16 protein-coding genes are annotated in these 17,540 nt (G+C 73.0%); 11 read left to right on the top strand and 5 right to left on the bottom strand.

Going from position 1 to position 17,540, the window contains the following annotated elements:
• Positions 1-129 precede the first annotated feature (129 nt).
• Both ACS04_RS24230 and ACS04_RS24225 read left to right on the top strand, forming a co-directional pair.
• The gene (locus ACS04_RS24230) at positions 130-531 is read left to right on the top strand and encodes a hypothetical protein (protein WP_048478828.1); all 402 of its coding nucleotides are present in this window, start codon (positions 130-132) and stop codon (positions 529-531) included.
• Positions 532-629: 98 nt separating this feature from the next.
• Complete coding sequence (locus tag ACS04_RS24225; protein WP_048478827.1) at positions 630-944, top strand: hypothetical protein; 315 nt, start codon at positions 630-632, stop codon at positions 942-944.
• A 54-nt stretch (positions 945-998) separates the two neighbouring features.
• Here the strand turns inward: ACS04_RS24225 and ACS04_RS38320 are convergent, their stop codons facing one another.
• Positions 999-2,105 (bottom strand): DUF1152 domain-containing protein, encoded by a 1,107-nt coding sequence (locus ACS04_RS38320; protein WP_053080925.1) that lies wholly within the window; start codon positions 2,103-2,105, stop codon positions 999-1,001.
• Positions 2,102-3,550: a coproporphyrinogen-III oxidase family protein gene (locus ACS04_RS24215; protein WP_048478826.1), complete on the bottom strand. Its 1,449-nt coding sequence runs from the start codon at positions 3,548-3,550 to the stop codon at positions 2,102-2,104. The genes ACS04_RS38320 and ACS04_RS24215 overlap by 4 nt, the downstream gene beginning before the upstream one ends.
• Positions 3,551-3,769: 219 nt before the next feature.
• Here ACS04_RS24215 and ACS04_RS24210 point away from each other — a divergent pair, with 219 nt between their 5' ends.
• The 4 genes from ACS04_RS24210 to ACS04_RS24195 are packed head-to-tail and all read left to right on the top strand — an operon-like array spanning position 3,770 to position 8,694.
• A complete protein-coding gene (locus ACS04_RS24210; RefSeq protein ID WP_048478825.1) occupies positions 3,770-5,023 on the top strand; it encodes an ATP-grasp domain-containing protein in 1,254 nt (417 codons plus the stop codon).
• A 4-nt stretch (positions 5,024-5,027) separates the two neighbouring features.
• A complete protein-coding gene (locus tag ACS04_RS24205; protein WP_048478824.1) occupies positions 5,028-6,344 on the top strand; it encodes an ATP-grasp domain-containing protein in 1,317 nt (438 codons plus the stop codon).
• A complete protein-coding gene (locus ACS04_RS24200) occupies positions 6,341-7,630 on the top strand; it encodes an MFS transporter (RefSeq protein WP_048478823.1) in 1,290 nt (429 codons plus the stop codon). The genes ACS04_RS24205 and ACS04_RS24200 overlap by 4 nt, the downstream gene beginning before the upstream one ends.
• Positions 7,627-8,694: a peptidogalycan biosysnthesis protein gene (locus tag ACS04_RS24195; protein WP_053080922.1), complete on the top strand. Its 1,068-nt coding sequence runs from the start codon at positions 7,627-7,629 to the stop codon at positions 8,692-8,694. Before ACS04_RS24200 ends, ACS04_RS24195 begins: the two co-directional genes overlap by 4 nt.
• On the opposite strand, the gene ACS04_RS24190 is transcribed toward ACS04_RS24195, so the two are convergent.
• Positions 8,654-10,912 carry an ADP-ribosyltransferase domain-containing protein gene (locus ACS04_RS24190; protein WP_078865249.1) on the bottom strand — a complete coding sequence of 753 codons (2,259 nt, stop codon included), beginning with the start codon at positions 10,910-10,912 and terminating at the stop codon, positions 8,654-8,656. The genes ACS04_RS24195 and ACS04_RS24190 overlap by 41 nt on opposite strands.
• 162 nt (positions 10,913-11,074) lie before the next feature.
• Here ACS04_RS24190 and ACS04_RS24180 point away from each other — a divergent pair, with 162 nt between their 5' ends.
• The gene (locus ACS04_RS24180) at positions 11,075-12,220 is read left to right on the top strand and encodes a glutamate--cysteine ligase (protein WP_048478822.1); all 1,146 of its coding nucleotides are present in this window, start codon (positions 11,075-11,077) and stop codon (positions 12,218-12,220) included.
• A gap of 14 nt (positions 12,221-12,234) precedes the next feature.
• On the opposite strand, the gene ACS04_RS24175 is transcribed toward ACS04_RS24180, so the two are convergent.
• A complete protein-coding gene (locus tag ACS04_RS24175; protein ID WP_048478821.1) occupies positions 12,235-12,657 on the bottom strand; it encodes a YjbQ family protein in 423 nt (140 codons plus the stop codon).
• 141 nt (positions 12,658-12,798) lie between these two features.
• Here ACS04_RS24175 and ACS04_RS38685 point away from each other — a divergent pair, with 141 nt between their 5' ends.
• Positions 12,799-12,954, top strand: coding sequence for a DUF6131 family protein (locus ACS04_RS38685; protein WP_167352600.1), 156 nt, complete (start codon positions 12,799-12,801; stop codon positions 12,952-12,954).
• Between the two features lie 87 nt (positions 12,955-13,041).
• On the opposite strand, the gene ACS04_RS24170 is transcribed toward ACS04_RS38685, so the two are convergent.
• Positions 13,042-13,905, bottom strand: a complete 864-nt coding sequence (locus tag ACS04_RS24170; protein WP_245236517.1) for a YihY/virulence factor BrkB family protein — start codon at positions 13,903-13,905, stop codon at positions 13,042-13,044.
• Positions 13,906-13,997: 92 nt separating this feature from the next.
• On the opposite strand from ACS04_RS24170, the gene ACS04_RS24165 reads away from it, so the two are divergent.
• From ACS04_RS24165 to ACS04_RS24155, 3 genes are all read left to right on the top strand, one after another.
• Positions 13,998-14,660 (top strand): VanZ family protein, encoded by a 663-nt coding sequence (locus tag ACS04_RS24165; RefSeq protein WP_245236516.1) that lies wholly within the window; start codon positions 13,998-14,000, stop codon positions 14,658-14,660.
• A gap of 105 nt (positions 14,661-14,765) precedes the next feature.
• Positions 14,766-17,411: a class III lanthionine synthetase LanKC gene (lanKC, locus tag ACS04_RS24160; protein ID WP_048478820.1), complete on the top strand. Its 2,646-nt coding sequence runs from the start codon at positions 14,766-14,768 to the stop codon at positions 17,409-17,411.
• On the top strand, positions 17,398-17,532 hold the full coding sequence (locus ACS04_RS24155; RefSeq protein ID WP_048478819.1) for a SapB/AmfS family lanthipeptide: 135 nt from the start codon (positions 17,398-17,400) through the stop codon (positions 17,530-17,532). The genes lanKC and ACS04_RS24155 overlap by 14 nt, the downstream gene beginning before the upstream one ends.
• The last annotated feature ends 8 nt before the right edge of the window (positions 17,533-17,540 follow it).

Genomic DNA, 17,540 nt, shown 5'->3' with positions numbered 1-17,540 from the left:
CCCCCACCCCCCACCGGCCACGGCCCGCCGTCACATCCATGCCGTGTGCCTTCCCTCGCCGGGGCCGCGGCCCACGCAACCCGGCGTACAGCCCGGAGGCAGAGTCCCCATGAGTGAAGCGAGGCCCGTGTGACCAGCCCTGCCGGGCCGCTGGAAGGCTGCCTCGACGCCCTCCGGCGCCTCAAGGAGACACGTGAGATCAACACCGTGATCCTCCGCCACCGCGACGCCCCGGACGGCCTCGTCCCGGAAGTCGAGGGCAATCTCACCCACGACGAGCTGCTCCAGGCCCTGCCCGCCGGGGAGGCGCGCCTTGTCGTCCACGAGCTGGCCTTCGCGAGCCCGGAGGGGACGCGCAGAAACGAGCGGGTGCTGATCCTGTGGGTCCCCGAGGCCGCCGGCGGACAGGAGGAGGCGTACGCCGCCGGATACGCGGCGCTGAAGGAGTTCCTGACCGACGTACGCGTGCACCTGACGGCCAGGCGTACGGACCAGCTGGAGTACCGGAGGCTCGTCGCCCTGACCGGCTGACACAGGCGAGGGCCGGACCCCGGCGCAGCCCCGTCCGGGGCTCTCCTCGTTTAGCGTGCCGAGAGCCGTCGCGGGAGGAGCCGCCGTACCCTCGCGGGATGACCGGCAACGAGATCAAGCTGAAGGCCATCGCGGCGCTCACGGGTGTGCGCGGCGGTATCGGAACCGACTACGTGTCCTCGCTGCTGGGCGAGGTGACTCCGACCGAGTTCGTCGTGCCCGCCGAAGGCGATGCCGCAGAGATCGGATTCGCCATGCTGGATCAGCTGTCCGGCCCGCTCAGTGCCCTGATCAGCGGTTTCGTGATGGCCTTCGAGGCCGTCGCGGACGCCTTCGACGAGCTGGAACCGGGGACGTCCTCGCAGGAGATCCTGCAGGAGCTCGCCCTGCACCTCGCGAGCGAATCCGACTGACCCGCCCTCCCGTACGAGGAAGCCCCCTTCCCTCGGTGATCTGCTCCGGCGGCGTCAGGGGAGGCGGAGGAGCGGCGTGCCCGTGCCGAGGAGGGTTCGGAGGGCGGGGATGTCCTTCCAGGTGAGGCCCAGGGTGCGGGCGGCGTGGCGGAGGGTGAGGTGGTCGGCCCCGTCGGCCGCTTCGCGCAGGGTCTTGTCGATCTCGTCCCGGTCGGGGGAGACGAGCCGGGGCCGCGGCCGCCCACGCGTACGTTCGCTCTCCAGGCCCGGGATACCGGTGAGGCGGTGGGAGACGTCGGCGGCCTCCTCCAGGGTCGCCGGGCGCTCGGCCACGAGGGCCCGGGCGACCGGGTTGTGGCCGAGGGCCTCCTGGAGGGGCAGCGGGTACAGCAGGGCGGAGGCGTCCGTGAGGCGGATGACGCCGCCGGCCGTACGGACCGGGCCGCGGGCGCCGTTGATGGCGGCGGCCCACAGCGCGGACGCCTCGGAAGGGTGCCAGGCCAGGGCGCGGGCCGCCGCTGCCGCCGCGTCCCGGCCGGGGAGCACGGGGAGGCTCGCGCCGAGGCGTTCGAGGAGGGGCTGTTCGCCGATCTCCCCGTCGAGACCGGGGCCCGCGACGTGGACGGTGGTGGGAACGCCGGTGAGCCGGCACGCGGCGAGGGTCAGGGCGTCCCCGAACGGGCTGCACAGGCCGGGCTCGTCGCCGTGGGTCAGGATGTCGCCGCCGATGTCGACGACGCGGATCCGGCGGGCGCCCGCGGCCTCGGCCATGGACGCGAGCTGCCGTGCCAGGGCGCGGAGCCCCCGGGCGGGGTCGAGGAGCAGCAGCCGGGCCGGCAGGTCCCGGGCGAGGCCGGGCATGGTGGATCCGGCCGGCGGGCGGGCCCGGGTGGCGGGGGTGAAGGCCGCGAAGCCCCGCTCGTGGACCAGCCCGTCGAAGTGCCGTTCCCCGAGGGGGCTGGAGGTGGGGTCCACCTCGGGGCGCTCCCAGGCGTACGTGGCGATCAGCGGCGGCCGGGCCGGGCGGCCCCCGCCCGCCCCGCCCGCTGCGTCCGCGCCCCCGGCGCCCGCTGCGTCCGCGCCCGCCGCGAGCGTGCGGGCGGCGATGAGGGTCCCGACGGGATCCCCGCCGCCGCCCGCCGCGACGTACAGATCGCTCACGCGGCTCCCTCGCGCTCGCGCAGGTCGACTCCGGTGATCCGTACCGGCGTCGCCCCCATGTTCTTCCGGGCGCGCTTGTTCGCCGCGTGCAGGTTCTCGTAGTACTCGCGGTCGAGGTCCTTGACGGAACCGGAGTAGAACATCCAGGACAGCACGTCGCGGTACTTGAAGCCCTTGGGGGTCAACTGGACACGCCGGCCCAGGCGGTGGACGAGCCCGTTGGACTCGGCCGCCTCCAGCACGGCTTCGAACTCGGCGGCGTGCTTCTGGTACCCGAAGCGGTCGAGCTCCGCGAGGTCGAGGTCGAAGGTGTCGAGGACGAGGCGCTTGCGGACGATCTCTTCATCGGTCAGTTCGAAGCCGGTGACGGGCGCGAGCTCATGGCCCTTGGCCCGCTTGATGTAGTCGGCGACCTCGGCCGTCGAGGGCTTCACGCTGCCGCACATGTAGTCGAGCACGCTGTTGTACGAGCGGGCGCCGACACCGAGGCCGAGCAGGGGCACCCCGTGGAAGGTGAGCACCTTCTGGACGTAGCCGCCGCGACCGGGCTTCTTGTAGCGGACGGAGCCCTCCTGGACGTAGCCGTGGTCGAGGAAGACCCGGCGGGCGTAGTCGTAGCGTTCGTACAGCTCGGGCTGCCACATGTACTGGTACGCGCCGGTCTTGGAGAACCAGGCGTCCGGCCGCACCGTGAGGAAGTAGGTGCTGATGGTGGTGGGCCGGAGCGCGGCCAGCTCGTCCACGCTCTGGCGCCAGGTCTCGGGGGTCTGCCCCGCGAAGCCCATGATCAGGTCGGTGGACAGGTCCGGGAGGCCGAGCTCGTGCGCGGTGCGCAGGGCGCGGCGTATGACGTCCTCGTCCTCGCCGCCGCGGCCGGCCTCGCGGATCTCGCGCGGGACGAGGGACTGGATGCCGACGTTGGCACGGGTGAGGCCCATGTCGATGAGGGCTTTGAACTCATCGGGCGCGTCGGCGATCGACGACGGGGTGGCTTCCACGGCGACTTCCTCGGCCGTGGAGCGCCAGTTGGGGTAGATCTCGCCGATGGTCGTGAAGATCTGCTCGAAGTGACGGGGTTTGAGCAGTGCGGGGGTGCCACCGCCGATGTAGATGGTGCGTAAACGCCGGGCCTGGATGATCTCCGCGTGATCGCGGATCTGGGTACAGAGGGCGTCGGTGTAGGCGTCGTAGACGTCCTCGTCGGTACTGATGATCGTGTAGAGGTTGCAGAAGCCGCATTTGCGGTCGCAGAAGGGGACGTGCAGGTACAGGTTGAGCTCGGGGACCTGGTGGTGGGTGAGATCCCTCGCCCACACGTCGGGGATGCTCCACTTGCCCTCCGCGAGGGGGCGGTACGCAGAGCGGGGCGGGTACGAGTACTGGTACGGCGGAATGACGCCCTGGTCGATGTGGTCGGCGAGCTGCTGGTGCAGGCTGCTGGTCACGGTGTTGCCTTCCCGTACGGGTTTGCAGGCGCGGGTTTTCCCACCTCGGTGATCCGATCACGGGACGGTTGGCCGGATCCATCGGGCGGGCGCACCAAATGCCGTGCAGCTACTGGCCAGTTCGTTGGTGGTTGCTCCAAAGCCCGCCATCACACTGCGAGTTGTTTTCGTTGATCAGGCCCATAGCCGCCGCGCCCGCACCACGGCTTTGCTGGAGGAATGACAATCGGGGCGGGCCCGCGCGGGCCGGGAGTGCTGGTGATCGAGCCGATGGGCAACGCGGGGCGTTTCCTCGTCGAGGCGGCCGACCGGCTGGGGGTGCGCCTGTACGCGGCCACCCACGAGGACGTCCACGACGGCTACCCGGACCGGCTGCGCGCAGCCCTCGCGGGGGTGTGCGCGACGGACCTGACCGACACCCCGAGGGCCCTGGCGGACATGGAGGCCTTCTGCCGGCAGCACGCCATCGCCGGTGTCGCCCCCTGCTTCGAGCTGTTCACCCCGCTCGCCGCGCTGCTCGCCGAGCGGACCGGCCTGCCGGGCAACGATCCGCGGCTCGCCCGCGCGGCCAGGAACAAGATCCTCATGGGGGAGGCCTTCGCGGCCGTCGGTATCCCCGCCCCCCGCTGGGCGCTCGCGCACGACGACGCCGAGGCGCACCGGGCGGCGCGGGAGCACGGGCTGGGCTGGCCGCTCGTGGTGAAGCCCGCGGAGCAGGGCGGCTCGTGGGGCGTCTCCGTGGTCGACGGCCCGGAGCGGCTCGCCGACGCGGTCGGCGCGGCCCGGCAGTACGCGTACGCCCGCCCGCACGGTCTGGCACTCGACACGCGGGTCCTGCTCCAGGAGTACGTCCCGGGGGAGGAGTACTCCTGCGACACCGTGGTCGCGGACGGGGTGGCCTACCCCCTGCCCGTCGTCGCGAAGGACACCACCGGCGGCCGGTACCGCATCGAGACCGGCCACACCTGCCCCTCCGGTCTGCCCGCCCCGCTGGTCAGGGCGGTCCAGCACACCGCGGCGCGGGCGGCCCTCGCCGTCGGCGTCCGCAACGGGATCGCGCACACGGAGCTGAAGATCCCGCCGGGCACGCGGACGCCGTACGTGATCGAGAGCGGCGCCCGGCTGCCGGGGGACAACCTGTGCGAGATCGTCGAGGCCGCGACGGGCGTGAGCGAAGCCGCGGCCCAGCTCCGGGCCGTGCTCGGCCTGGTGCCCGACACCGTCCCCTCCCGCACGGACGCGGCCTCGATCCGGTTCCTGCTGCCGGAGCACGGCGGCGTCCTGCGGGAGGTGGTCGTCCCGGACCTGCCCGGTACGCACAGCGAGGTGTATCTGCGGCCCGGCGAGGCGGTGCCGGAGCCGGCGGATTCGACCTGCCGGATCGCGCACGTGGTGGCCCGGGCGCGAACGGCCGAGCAGGCGCGCGGCCTGGCCGGCCGGGTGGCCGCCCGGTCCCGAGTGGAAGTGGGCTGACGCGATGCGGAAGATCGCGTTCTTACGGTCGGTGGGCATCCGGCGCGCCGACCCGTACATCCAGCAGGCCGTACGCGCCCTGGCGGCCGAGGGGATCGAGGCCGGGCTGTTCCACACGAGCGGCGCCGCCGGTGCCGAGGACTTCCCCGGCCACCGGCGGCGACTCGACCGCGGAGCGACGCCGAGGGAGCTCGCGGACGCGGTCGCCGCCTGGGGGGCGGACGCGGCGGTGTCGATCTCGCTGCCGTGCGAGAACGCGCTGCGCGACGCCGCGGCCAAGGCCTTCCTGGACGCCGAGGGCATCCCGACGGTCATGACCCCGCTCGCGGCGACGATGCTGCTGGTGGACAAGTGGGAGACCAAACAGCTCTGCGAGCGCGCCGGGCTGGCGGTGCCCGAGGGGTTCCGCGTCGACTCCGATCTGCTGTCGGGGCGGGGGCTCGCCGTGCCCGGATACCGCGACGCGCTGCGCCTGCGGGCCGCACGGCTCGGCTACCCATTGATGGCGAAGTCCGTGTGGGACTCGACCAGCGCGGGCATCCGCAGCGTGCGCGGCCCCGCGGACCTCGACGCGTACCTGGACGGCTACCTCGACACCCCCCTCGACACCCCCCTGGACGCCTCCCTCGACACCCCCTCCGCCGCACCCGGCCCGCGCGCGGTGTCGGCGGTGGTGGAGCAGGTCGTCGAGGGCGATCTGTGCAGCGTGGACATCGTCGGCCGTCCTGGCTCGTACCAGGTCCTGCCCCTGTGCTGGACCGGACGCGCCGGGACCGAGCCCGTGTTCACCTTCGCCGGCCTGCGGTGGTGCGGCCCCCGGGAGGAAGAGGACGCCGCGTTCGCCGCGGTGGCCCGCACCCTGGTCGACCTCTGCGGCAGCCTGGGGGTGTACGGGTCGGTCAACGTCGACATGGTCTACAGCGGCGGCCGGTTCGTGGTCCTGGAGGTCAACCCGCGCATCGGCGGCGCCACCACCCTCTCGTGCGCCGCATCCGGCACCAACACCTTCACCTCCCTCGCCCGCATGGCCCGGGGCCTGTCCGTCCCCGCGGGCATGGCACGACGGACCGGCTGGGCGATCGAGTTCCTCGACACGGACGGGATTCCCGAGGCGGTGGTGGCCGAACTCCGGCGCACCGTACGGGTGGTCACCGCCCACGAGCTGGTCATCGACGGAGCCTCCCACGGGGACATCGTCGTGATCACCCTCGCCGAGGGCGAGGAGGAGCGGACCGTGAAGGCACTGACGGAGCTGCACGAGGCGACCGGCTTCCCCGCGACCGAGGTCCTGGTCAAGATCAGTACCCTGCTGAACCGGTGAGCGCCGCCTCCGGCCCCCGCCGACCGCGCACCGCCGCGGACCGCCTCGGCCTGCCCGTACTGCGCGGGCACGGCCTCTTCATCACCGGCAACCTCATCGACTCCGTCGGCAACGGCATGCTGCTGCCGCTCGGACTGCTGTACTTCACCGACGTCCAGGGCCTGCCCCTGGGGCAGGTCGGCGCGGCGATGACGGCGGGGCAGGCCCTCGCCCTGCCCGTCACCTTCCTCGCCGGGCGGCTCATGGACCGCGTCGGACCGAAACGCGTCGTGGTGTGGGCGAACGTCCTCTCCGCCGCCGGGTTCGCCCTGTGCCTGCTCGCCCGCGAACCGTGGCACGTCGCCGGCGTGTACGTGCTCGTACAGGCGGGCATCAACATGTACTTCACCGCGCAGCGCACCCTGATCACCCACGTCACCCAGGCCGACGAACGCCGCTCGTGGTTCGCGTTCACCGGCTCGCTGCGCAACATCGGGCTCGCCGCCGGTTCCGCGGCAGCCGCGGGCGCCCTGACCGCCTTCGGCAACGGCTCGCTGCGCTGGCTGATCGCGGCCGACGCCGCCACCTACCTGCTGGCCGCCGCCTGCTTCGCCGCCCTCACCCCCCGTCCGCCGCAGCCGGACGGGACGCCCCCGAGCGCCCTCGTCACCCGGTCCGACCACACCCGCCGCCATCTCCTGCTCGTGGCCGTCAACCTCCCCTACGTCCTCGCGCAGGCCGCCCTCTCCGTCCTCGTCGCCGTCTACACCACGCGGGCGCTGGGCCTGCCCGCCTCGGCGGCGAGCCTGCTGTTCGTCATCAACACCGTGATCGTCTCGGCGTGTTCGACGGCCGTCACCGCGCACGTGGCGCCCAAGGCGCCCCGGCGCGCCGTCGCCGCCGGATACCTGATCATGACCGTGGGGATGGCGGCGTTCGCGCTGCCGGCCCTGCCAGGCCTGGCCGCCCTGCCCGGCCCGGCCGCGCCGCCCGGTGCCGCCGCGACCGCCTGGACGGCCCTCGTCGTGGCCATCGCCCTGTTCAGCGTGGCGGAGATCCTCCTCGGCCCGGCGCTGAGCGAGCTGTCCGTGAGCCTCACCCCGCAGGCCGCCGGCGGATTCACGCAGGGCCTGTACCAGTTCTCCTGGGCCGTCGGCATGGTCGCGGCTCCCGCCCTGTTCACCCTGCTGCTGGAAGCCGGACCGCTCCTCCCGTGGGGTGTGGAAGCCGCCGCCTGCCTGATCGGCGTACTCGCCGCGCCCGCCCTCAAAGCCCCCAACCGCCACCGCCGGAGGAGCCCCCGTTGATCACGAGCGTCATCGAGTCCATCCACGAGGTCCCCGCCGCCGAATGGGAGCACCTCGCCCGGCCGGCCGGCCTCTACCTCTCCCACCGCTGGCTCGCCGGCGAGGAGGAGGACCCCACCGCCATCCGCGCGTACGCGCTCGTACGCGACCTCGACGGCGCCCTGCTCGCCGCGGCCCCCCTCCACCTGGTCCGGGAGGAGCCGAACGACAGCTACCGGCCCGAGACCGTACTCCCCGAGCACCTGCGGCCCCGCGTGATCGCCGGTGCCCGGCGCGGATACCACAACGCCCCGCTCACCGCCCCCGGTCTGGACCCCGCTCGGCGCGACGCCTGCCTCGCCGCCCTCCGGGACGCCGTACGCCGCTTCGCCGACCACCACGGCACGACGCACTGGTGGCCCTACCTCACCGCCACGGCCGCGGCCAGGCTCGCCCCGCTCTACCCGCGACCCGCCCTCCACTTGGAGGACGACGCGCTCATCCCCCTCCCCGGCCGGAGCATCGAGGACTACATCTCCTCGCTGCCCTCACAGCGCCGCGTCGGCGTACGCCGCGAACGCCGCCGGTTCGCCGCGGCCGGCCTCGACGTACGCCGACAGCAGCTCTCGGACTGCTTCGAGGACGCCGGAGTCCTCCTGGCGGGCCACCAGCAGGGCCACGGGCACGACCGGGACGGCATCGACGCCATGACCGGCCTGCTGAAACGGCAGGCGGCGGCGATGGGCAGCGAAGCGCGCGTGGTGGCCGCCTACGACGGACACCGGATGACCGGCTTCTGCCTCTACTACCACTACGGGAGCACGACATGGATCCGCGCGGTCGCCCTCGACCGCGACCACCCGGCGCCCCACCTGTACTTCAACCTGATGTACTACCTGCCGATCGAGGACGCCTACGCCCGCGGCACGAGCGCCCTGCACGCGGGCATGACGACCGTCGAGGCCAAGCGCCGCCGCGGCGCCGAGGTGTCCGGCCTGTACGCCTTGGTCGACCGGGACCCCGCGGGCCCCGGCGGACCGCGGGTCAGGACAGCACGGGATCGAGGTCCGCTTCCGTCAGCCTGACCGTGCACAGCCCGCCGCGCTCGCTCTTCACGTCCGTCACCTTGAGCTGCGTGCCCGGCGCGAGGATGTACTCCTCCTCTCCGGTGAACGCGGAGAAGCTCTTGATGCCGACCGCCCGGGCGGGCGTCACCTCGAACAGCGTCCGCTTGCCGCGGTTGCCCAGGAAGGACCGGGCCACGCTCAGCTCGGAGGTGCACGAGGACACGCCCCACCAGGTCACCGTCCGGCCCACCGGGTACTGCGAACGCAGGTCCAGCGACACGCCGCGCCACAGCGGCTCCGTACGGGCGGGCAGCCCCGACACCGCCGAGAACAGCAGCCGCAGGTACGGCAGGTAGGGCGTGACCCTGGAGCGGTCCGGGGAGCGCAGGACGGCGTTGATCTCGCGGTAGAACGCGGACTCGCGGGTGTAGAGGTGGAGCGCGGCGATCGCGTCCGCGGACAGGCCGCCGCCGGACGCCCCGTCCGCCCGCCGCTCGCCGAAGTCCCGTGAGCGGTCTATGTGTCCGGCGAGCCCGGACAGCGTCTCGGTGACCGGTGCGACGGCGTCCTGGAAGCCCATCAGCGGGGTGGCGAACACACCGGTGATCGCGGGCAGGACGAGCCCCTCGTCCTTGACGCTGCTGAGCCGCTCCAGGTACAGCTGGTGCAGGTTCATGGTCGACTCGATGAAGGCGCCCATCCGGGCTGCCACACCCCCGTCCGCACCGCCGGCGCCGCCCGCCCCGGCCGCCGCCCCCTCGTTCCACCCCTTGCTCGGGAGCCAGTCGATCCCCTCGCAGCCCAGCGAGGCCAAGGCCTCGTTCACCATGGCGAAGTGGTCGCCCTCGCAGAACACGTCGCCCTGCGCCGCCGGGTTCACGTGGTCGATGTGCCGCACCTCGACGTCCGGGTATTTCTCCTGGAGCCGCAGGACGACCTTCTTCAGGGCCCGGGCGTGCGCACCCCACCAGGCGAACACGACCCCGCGGTCCTCCTCCTCGGCGCCCTGCTTGGCCTTGAGGATCTCCTCGACGATCCGCTCGGCGACGGGCCGCCAGAACGCCGTGTGCCGGTCGGCCCCCATCGCACCGTCGCCGCTGGCGGTGAGCGAGGCGTTCAGCAGCAGTACGCCCTGCGTGAGCATCGCCTGGAACCACTCCGGCGGCTGGACGGTCCCGCGCTCCTTCAACAGTGCGCGGATCTCGGCGATCGGGGTCTTCCTGGCCACGCCGTACTTCCACATCGCCGCCGCCTTGATGATGCAGCGGATGCTGACGACCCTGCCGAACTGGCTGTCCTTCCAGTCGTTGAACGTGTTGTCGAACATGGCGATGCCGGTGGCGCTCTCCGGCCGCGGATAGGGGTTCTGGCCGAAGACGACGACCTTCCACCGGTGCGGCGGGTGCGGCTTGAGCGCCTGGAAGGTCAGCTCACGGACCGGGACCACCTCGGGGTCGCGCCCCTTCCCGATGAACCGGGCGGCGTCCGGCTGCGCCTCGATGACGGGCTTCAGGAGCGGAAGCCAGGGCTCACCGCCGCCCTCGAAGAGCTCGGCGAGGGCCAGGGCGTCGGCAGCGGGCTTCGGCGCGACGATGCGTACCCGCTCCTCCACCGGGCGCTCCTCGATGCCGCTCAGCTGCGCGGTGATCGTGGCGCGCAGTTCGTCGTCCTGCTCGAACCAGTGGTCCTGGAAGAGCGTGTAGCCGGTCCACATCAGGTTGGCGCACACCCTGGCCGGCACCCGGCCGGTCTGCGCCCCCATCCCGACCAGCGCCACGGAGCGGATGCTGCCCGGCGCCTCGCGGTTCTGCCGGTGGACGGCCTGGAACGCGGCGGCGCACGCCAGGGCCACGTTCAGCGTGGCACTCACGTTCTGCGAGGACTCGACCATCGTCGGCGTCGATATCAGGAACCGGGGAACCGCCGCCCCCGAGGGGACGCAGACCGCGCTGCCCACCGGCATGGAGCCGGCGAACCGGTCGCGGATCGCCCGCTGCACCCGCAGCTGGATGCCCGGTCCGAGCCGGCGCTTGACGGCCGCGTCCACCCCACCGTCCATCCGGCCCCGGGAGTTCGTCGGCGTGACCCAGGCGTCGACGTCCTCGTCGAGGATCGAGCCCCGGCGGATCTCGATGCCGGGGGTGTCCGCGAAAGCGGCCCGCCACGCCTCCACCACGCGCTCGTTGACGTCTGTCAGCACCACCCTGAGCACAGGCAGAGCACTGCTCTCGGTCATCGTCCACTCCTGTCGGAAAACGGCTCGTGCAACACCCCGAAACTAACCGCCGCCACTGACACTTCCGCGGGCCCGCGCATCCGGGTGAGGCCGCGGATGACCTCGGCGCAGGCGGGCATACGCCGGGGGATACGGCACGGAGAGCAAGTGAAAGGCCCCCGCATGCGCAGCGTCGGCGTAGAGGAAGAACTGTTGCTGGTCGATCCGCGGACCGGCCGACCGGCGGCCTCCGCCGGAGCCGTGCTGGCGTCGGCCCTGCGGTCCGGCGGCCGGGCGGCCGGCGCGGGCGGAGAGATCCCCCTGGAGAAGGAACTCCACAAGGAACAGGTCGAGTGCGCCACCCGGCCGGTGACCGGGATGGACGAACTCCACCGGGAGATCCGCAGGTGGCGGGCCGAGGCCGCGCGCCACGCCGAAGCCGCCGGCGTGCTCGTGGCGGCCCTCGCCACCTGCCCGCTGCCGGTCGAACCCTCCCTGAGCGTGGGCGAGCGCTACCAGTGGATCGCCCGGCAGTTCGGCCTGCCCGCCCAGGAGCAGCTGACCTGCGGCTGCCACGTGCACGTGGCCGTGGACTCCGACGAGGAGGGCGTGGCGGTGCTCGACCGGATCCGCCCCTGGCTGTCGGTCCTCACAGCACTGAGCGCGAACTCGCCGTTCTGGCAGGGGGAGGACACCGCGTACGGCAGCTACCGCAGCCGGGTCTGGAACCGCTGGCCCACGGCCGGCCCGGTCGACCTCTTCGGCACGCCCGAGCGCTACCACGAACGGGTGAGGGCGATGGTCGCCACCGGCGCCATCCGGGACCAGGGGATGATCTACTTCGACGCGCGGCTGGCGGCCTCCTACCCGACCGTGGAGATCCGGGTGGCCGACGTCTGCCTCGACGCGTCGACGCCCGTGCTGCTGGCGGCCCTGGTACGCGGCCTGGTGGACACCGCGGCCCGTGACTGGCGGGCGGGCCGGCCGTCCCCCGCGGTCGATACGAGCCTGCTGCGGCTCGCCTCCTGGCGGGCCGCCCGGTCCGGGCTGGACGGGCCCCTGATCCACCCGGCCACCCTGCGCGAGGACTCCGCCGCGGCCGTGGTCCACGCACTGTACGACCATGTGCGGGAGGCCCTGGAGGACAACGGGGACGCCGGCTTCGTCAAGGAGGGCCTGGCCGGGCTCCAGGCCGGCGGCAACGGCGCCCGGGTACAGCGCGAGCTGCTGCGCACGGAGGGCGACCTGGCCTCGATGGTGCTCCGGTGCGCCCGCCGCACCCTCGGGGACGAGACCGGTTCCGGCAGCGGGCCCGCCCCGTCCCGCTGACGCCCGACCCCGGCTCAGCCCAGGAAGGACAGCCGTACCGTGCGGTGGGGGTTGTCCCGGTTGGTGTCCACCAGCACCACCGACTGCCAGGTGCCGAGCGCCAGCTCGCCCCCCACCACCGGAAGGGTGGCGTGGGGCGGTACGAAGGCGGGCAGGACGTGGTCGCGTCCGTGGCCGGGGGAGCCGTGCCGGTGCCGCCAGCGGTCGTCGGCGGGCAGCAGCGTGCGCAGGGCGTCCAGCAGGTCGCCGTCACTGCCCGCCCCCGTCTCGATGACGGCCAGCCCGGCCGTGGCGTGCGGAGTGAACACATTGAGCAGCCCGTCCCGGCCCCGGGCGGTGTCCCGCAGGAACTGCGCGCACGCCGCGGTCAGGTCGTGGACGGTTTCCGCGGAGCCCGTCGTCACGTCGATGGTCCGTGTGGTGAACGTGTCGGTCATGCACCCATCCTGGCCGGATCCCTCCGATCCCGCGAAGTCGAGCCGATACCGGTAGGACCGGAATTCGGGGGTACACGCTGTTCGAGGCGCCACGGCGGTCACCACCGTCGCGCCGATCCCCAACATGAGGACGAGGACATCATGATTCTCATCGGTCTTATCCTCCTGGTCATCGGTTTCCTGACCGGGATCTCCATCCTGTGGACCCTCGGCGTCATCCTGCTGGTCGTGGGCGCTGTGCTGTGGATCCTGGGCTCCGTCGGCCACGCGGTCGGCGGCCGGCGCCACTATTGGTGACCGCACCCCGCGGCACACACGGCACGGGCGGGTCCCCCACGGGGGCCCGCCCGCCCGCGTGTCCCGGACGATGTCCACCCGCGTGTTTCAGCGGGCCCGTTCGGCGTTGAACTGGGCGCCGGTGAGCAGGGCCAGGTTGGCGATCCAGAGCCAGACGAGGAAGACCACGATGCCGGCCAGCGAACCGTAGAGCCGGCCGTAGGTGTCCAGCTCCGTGTACAGCGTGAAGAGCACCGAGGCGGCCAGCCAGAGCAGGGCGGCCAGTACGCCGCCCGGCAGGCCCCGGCGGGTGCCGCGGCTGCGGTCCGGCCCGGTCCGGAAGAGGACCAGCACCAGCAGGGTGACGGCGGCGAGCAGTACGGGATAGCGCAGGAACGCGATGGCCTCCGGCCCCATCCCCCCGGTGGTCCGCGCCACCCACCGGGCCGACGGCCCGGACACCACCAGTACCGCGGCGGCGACGACGAGCAGGACCAGCAGCAGCGCCGCGTGGATGAGCAGCGTGTGGGCCGCGCGCAGCGGGGGCCGCCGGTCGGGCACCCCGTGCATCGCGTGCAGGGCGCGGCGGAACACCGCCAGGTAACTGCACGCCGACCACAGGGCGCTCAGCACCCCGCTGATCACCAGCGCCCACATCGACGGCTGCTCCGACACGAGCCCGCCGAGCGCGTCGCGCAGCACCTGCGCCGACTGGGGCGGTGCGTACGAGGTGAGCTCGGTGATCAGCCGGTCCCGCGTGGCCCCGCCCAGCAGCCCCACGAGGGAGACCGCGATGACGAGGGCGGGCAGCAGCGCCAGGACGGCGTAGTAGGTGAGCGCGGCCGCGTGGTCGGCGAGGTTGTCGGTCCAGACGCGTACGGCCGTACGCCGCAGCTCGGCGCGGGTACGCGCGGCGAGGCCGGCCACGGGCGGGCCGATGCCGCGGGAGGTGGTGCGGGGAATGTCGGTCACGCTGCGCGGATGCCCGACGCGGCCCCGCCGTATGCGCCGGGCCGGCGCGCCGTGGCCGCGTATCGGGGGGAGCGCAGGGTACACGCGCCCGCATGACGTGGAGCTACGCATGGCGCAGACGCGAGAAGCAGGTGGAGCGACAGGATCCGGCCCGTCCGGTGGAGCGAGGGGACACGGCCCGTCCGGTGGAGCGGCCGGGCCTTGGCCGCCCGGCGCAACAGGAGGGCCAGGCCCGCCGGTTGCGACGACGGGGGCCGGCCCATCCGGTGGTCCGGGCCTCCGCCATGGTGACCGCCTTCGCCGGGACCGTGCTGTTCGGCGTGGTCCTGGCCCGGCTGACGCTGGAGCCCTCCGCCGCCTCGGCGGCCCTCGTACACGCCAACGTCCGGCCCGGCAGCTCCATCAACGCCTACCTGAACGGGACCTCGACGATCGAAGCGGTGCGCCAACTGGGCGGCAACGTACTGCTCGGTGTGCCCTTCGGTGTGCTCCTGCCCGTCCTGCTGCCCCCGGCGCGCGGGCTGCTCAGGGTCGGCATCGTGACGGCCTGCCTGATGACCCTGGTGGAGCTCGTGCAGGGCGCCCTCGTCACGGGGCGCGTCTTCGACATCGACGACGTCATCCTCAACACGGCCGGCGCCCTCCTCGGATACCTGCTGATCGGCCGCCGCCTCGGGCGGGCCGTCCACCCGCGCCGCCGGCACTGGTGGAACCGCCGGGCCGCCGAGCCCCTGACCCCTGACCGTGACATCTGACAGGTGACTCGTGAGTACTGCACAACTCATCGATGACAGACGTGACTGTCGCCGCATCCTCCGGACGTGACACCTTCGGGTCTGCCGACGAACGAGGGAGCAGGTGTGAACAAGGGGTACGCCGCCTTCTGCGACGCAGACCGCTGGTTCTACGACGCGCCGTACCGGCGCGCCGGCGAGAACTACCCGGCCGCGCTCGCCCCCGTCCCGCACGGGTGGCGCTCGCACCGCACCGGCGACTGGCTCGCCCTGCGCCCCGTCGGCGTCGCACTGCCCGCACAGGGCTGGAAGATCCACGTCTCGGCCACGCTCGACAACGCCGAGTCGCTGCTGACGGCGGTGTACGAGTACTGCACCGCCCGCGGCATCGCCTTCAAGTTCATACCGAGCCGGTACCTGCTGCACCTGCGCAACGCCAAGTACGCCGACCGCGCGGCCAGCGGGAAGTTCATCACCGTGTACCCGGCCGACGAGGAGCAGTGCCGCGAGATCGCGCAGGACCTCGACGCCGCGCTCGCCGGGGCGGCCGGTCCGTACATCCTCAGCGATCTGCGCTGGGGCGCCGGACCGGTCCACCTGCGCTACGGCAGCTTCACCCTGCGGCACTGCTACGACGAGCACGGCGAACTGGTTCCGGCGATCGAGGCCCCCGACGGGCGCCTCGTACCGGACCCGCGCGGACCGGTGTTCCAGCCGCCGCACTGGCTCGAACTGCCCGCCTTCCTGGAGCCGCACCTCGCGGCGCGCTCCGCGACCACCCTCACCGACATCCCCTTCACGGTGGAACGGGCGCTGCACTTCTCCAACGGCGGCGGCGTCTACGTCGGCAAGGACACCCGCACCGGCGAGTCCGTCGTGCTCAAGGAGGCCCGCCCGTACGCCGGGCTCGCCGCCGACGGCGCCGACGCGGTGACCCGGCTGCACCGTGAACAGGCGGCGCTGGAACGGCTGTCGGGCCTGGACTGCGTGCCCGCGGTACGGGGCACGTTCACGGTCGGCGACCACCACTTCCTGGTGCTGCAACACCTCGAAGGCAAACCGCTCAACACCTCCTTCGCCCGCCGCCACCCGCTGATCGAGGCGGACCCCGGCCCGGCCGAACTCGCCTCGTACACCGACTGGGCCCTGAAGATCCACCGCCGGGTCACCGAGGCCGTCGAGGCCGTGCACGCCCGCGGTGTGGTCTTCAACGACCTCCACCTCTTCAACATCATGGTGGCGCAGGACGAGAGCGGCGAACCCTCCGTCGCCCTCCTGGACTTCGAGGCCGCCGCCCACGTGGACGAGGGACTGCGCCAGACCGTCGCCAACCCCGCCTTCGTCGCGCCCGCCGAGCGGCGCGGGTTCTCCGTGGACCGCTACGCCCTCGCCTGTCTGCGGCTGGCCCTGTTCCTCCCGCTGACCAGCCTCCTGGTCCTGGACCGGGCCAAGGCCACCCATCTGGCCGATGTCGCCGCCGCGCAGTTCCCCGTACCGAGGCGCTTCCTCGACGAGGCCGTCGAGGAGATCCTCTCCGGCGACCCGCCGGGCACCCCGGGCGGGCGACCGGCCGCGCCGCCCGACCCGTACCTGCCCGTCGAGCCGGGGGACTGGCAAGCCGCCCGTACGTCGATGACCGCGGCGATCCGCGCGAGCGCCACCCCGCAGCGCGAGGACCGCTTCGTGCCGGGCGACATCGCCCAGTTCGCGAACGCCGGCGGCGGCACCTGCTTCGCCAACGGCGTCGCCGGAGTGCTCCACGCCCTCGCCGAGACCGACGCCGCGCCCTGGCCCGAGGCCGAGGAGTGGCTGCTGGAGCACACCGCCGACCCGGCCTCCGGCACCCCGCTGGGCTTCTACGACGGCCTCGCCGGCACGGCCTGGACCCTGAACCGGCTCGGACACCCGCAGCCCGCCCTCGCCCTCGCCGAGCGATTACTGCACCAGCCCTGGCAGAGCGCGGGCCCGGACCTGCACGGCGGACTCGCCGGCATCGGGCTGGCCCTGGACGCGCTCGGCACCGCGAGCGGCGAGGGCGAACTGCACACCGCGGCCCTGCGCTGCGCCGAACTGCTCGCCGAACCCGGGAACCGGCCCACCCGCGCGGGCCTGTTGTACGGGAACTCCGGTCCCGCCCTGCTCTTCGTACGCCTCTACGAGCGCACCGGTGACAAGGAACTGCTGATCCAGGCCGCCCACGCGCTCCACCGCGACCTCGACCGCTGCGTCACCAGCGCGTACGGCACCCTCCAGGTGAACGAGGGCTGGCGCACCATGCCGTACCTCGGCGAAGGCAGCGTGGGCATCGGCATGGTCCTCGACGACTGGCTGGAGCACGGTCCCGACGAGCGCTTCGAACGGGCCCGGCCGGAGATAGTACGGGCGGCTCAGGCCACCTTCTACGCCCAGCCCGGGCTGATGCGCGGCGCCGCCGGAATGATCCTGCACCTGGCCCGGACCACCACGCCCGGCCCGGGCACGGGCCCCGCGGACATCGCCCGCCAGATCGACGCGCTGGCCCGGCACGCCGTGCCGTACCAGGGACATCTGGCCTTCCCCGGCGAGCAGATGATGCGCCTGTCCATGGATCTCACCACGGGCACGGCCGGCGCTCTCCTCGCCCTCGGCAGCGCGGCGCCCGGTGGGCGCGCGCACCTGCCGTTCCTTCCGCCGCTGCGCGACGACGCCGCGGCCCACGAGCCGGTCCCGTCCGGGACCGTGACCCATCGCACCACTCGAGAGAAGAAGAGGAACCGACATGACCCTTCTTGACCTGCAGTCGATGGAGACCCCGAAGGAAGAGGCCACCGAGGTCGCGATGACCGGCGGCGGCAGCCGCGCCAGCCTGCTCCTGTGCGGGGACAGCAGCCTGAGCGTCACGACCTGTAACTGACGCAGGCC

Origin of the sequence: Streptomyces roseus (assembly GCF_001044425.1) — a bacterium.
GTDB classification, from domain to species: domain Bacteria; phylum Actinomycetota; class Actinomycetes; order Streptomycetales; family Streptomycetaceae; genus Streptomyces; species Streptomyces roseus.
The sequence above is the reverse complement of the archived record's forward strand: the minus strand, read 5'-3'. Positions and strand labels throughout refer to the sequence as shown.

What these genes read in the sequence shown, in the direction of transcription:
- ACS04_RS24190 (WP_078865249.1), bottom strand. Translation starts at nt 10,912, where the DNA reads ATGACCGAGAGCAGTGCTCTGCCTGTGCTCAGGGTGGTGCTGACAGAC.
- ACS04_RS38685 (WP_167352600.1), top strand. Translation starts at nt 12,799, where the DNA reads ATGATTCTCATCGGTCTTATCCTCCTGGTCATCGGTTTCCTGACCGGG.
- ACS04_RS24210 (WP_048478825.1), top strand. Translation starts at nt 3,770, where the DNA reads ATGACAATCGGGGCGGGCCCGCGCGGGCCGGGAGTGCTGGTGATCGAG.
- ACS04_RS24175 (WP_048478821.1), bottom strand. Translation starts at nt 12,657, where the DNA reads ATGACCGACACGTTCACCACACGGACCATCGACGTGACGACGGGCTCC.
- ACS04_RS24205 (WP_048478824.1), top strand. Translation starts at nt 5,028, where the DNA reads ATGCGGAAGATCGCGTTCTTACGGTCGGTGGGCATCCGGCGCGCCGAC.
- ACS04_RS24155 (WP_048478819.1), top strand. Translation starts at nt 17,398, where the DNA reads ATGACCCTTCTTGACCTGCAGTCGATGGAGACCCCGAAGGAAGAGGCC.
- ACS04_RS24165 (WP_245236516.1), top strand. Translation starts at nt 13,998, where the DNA reads ATGACGTGGAGCTACGCATGGCGCAGACGCGAGAAGCAGGTGGAGCGA.
- ACS04_RS24180 (WP_048478822.1), top strand. Translation starts at nt 11,075, where the DNA reads ATGCGCAGCGTCGGCGTAGAGGAAGAACTGTTGCTGGTCGATCCGCGG.
- ACS04_RS24225 (WP_048478827.1), top strand. Translation starts at nt 630, where the DNA reads ATGACCGGCAACGAGATCAAGCTGAAGGCCATCGCGGCGCTCACGGGT.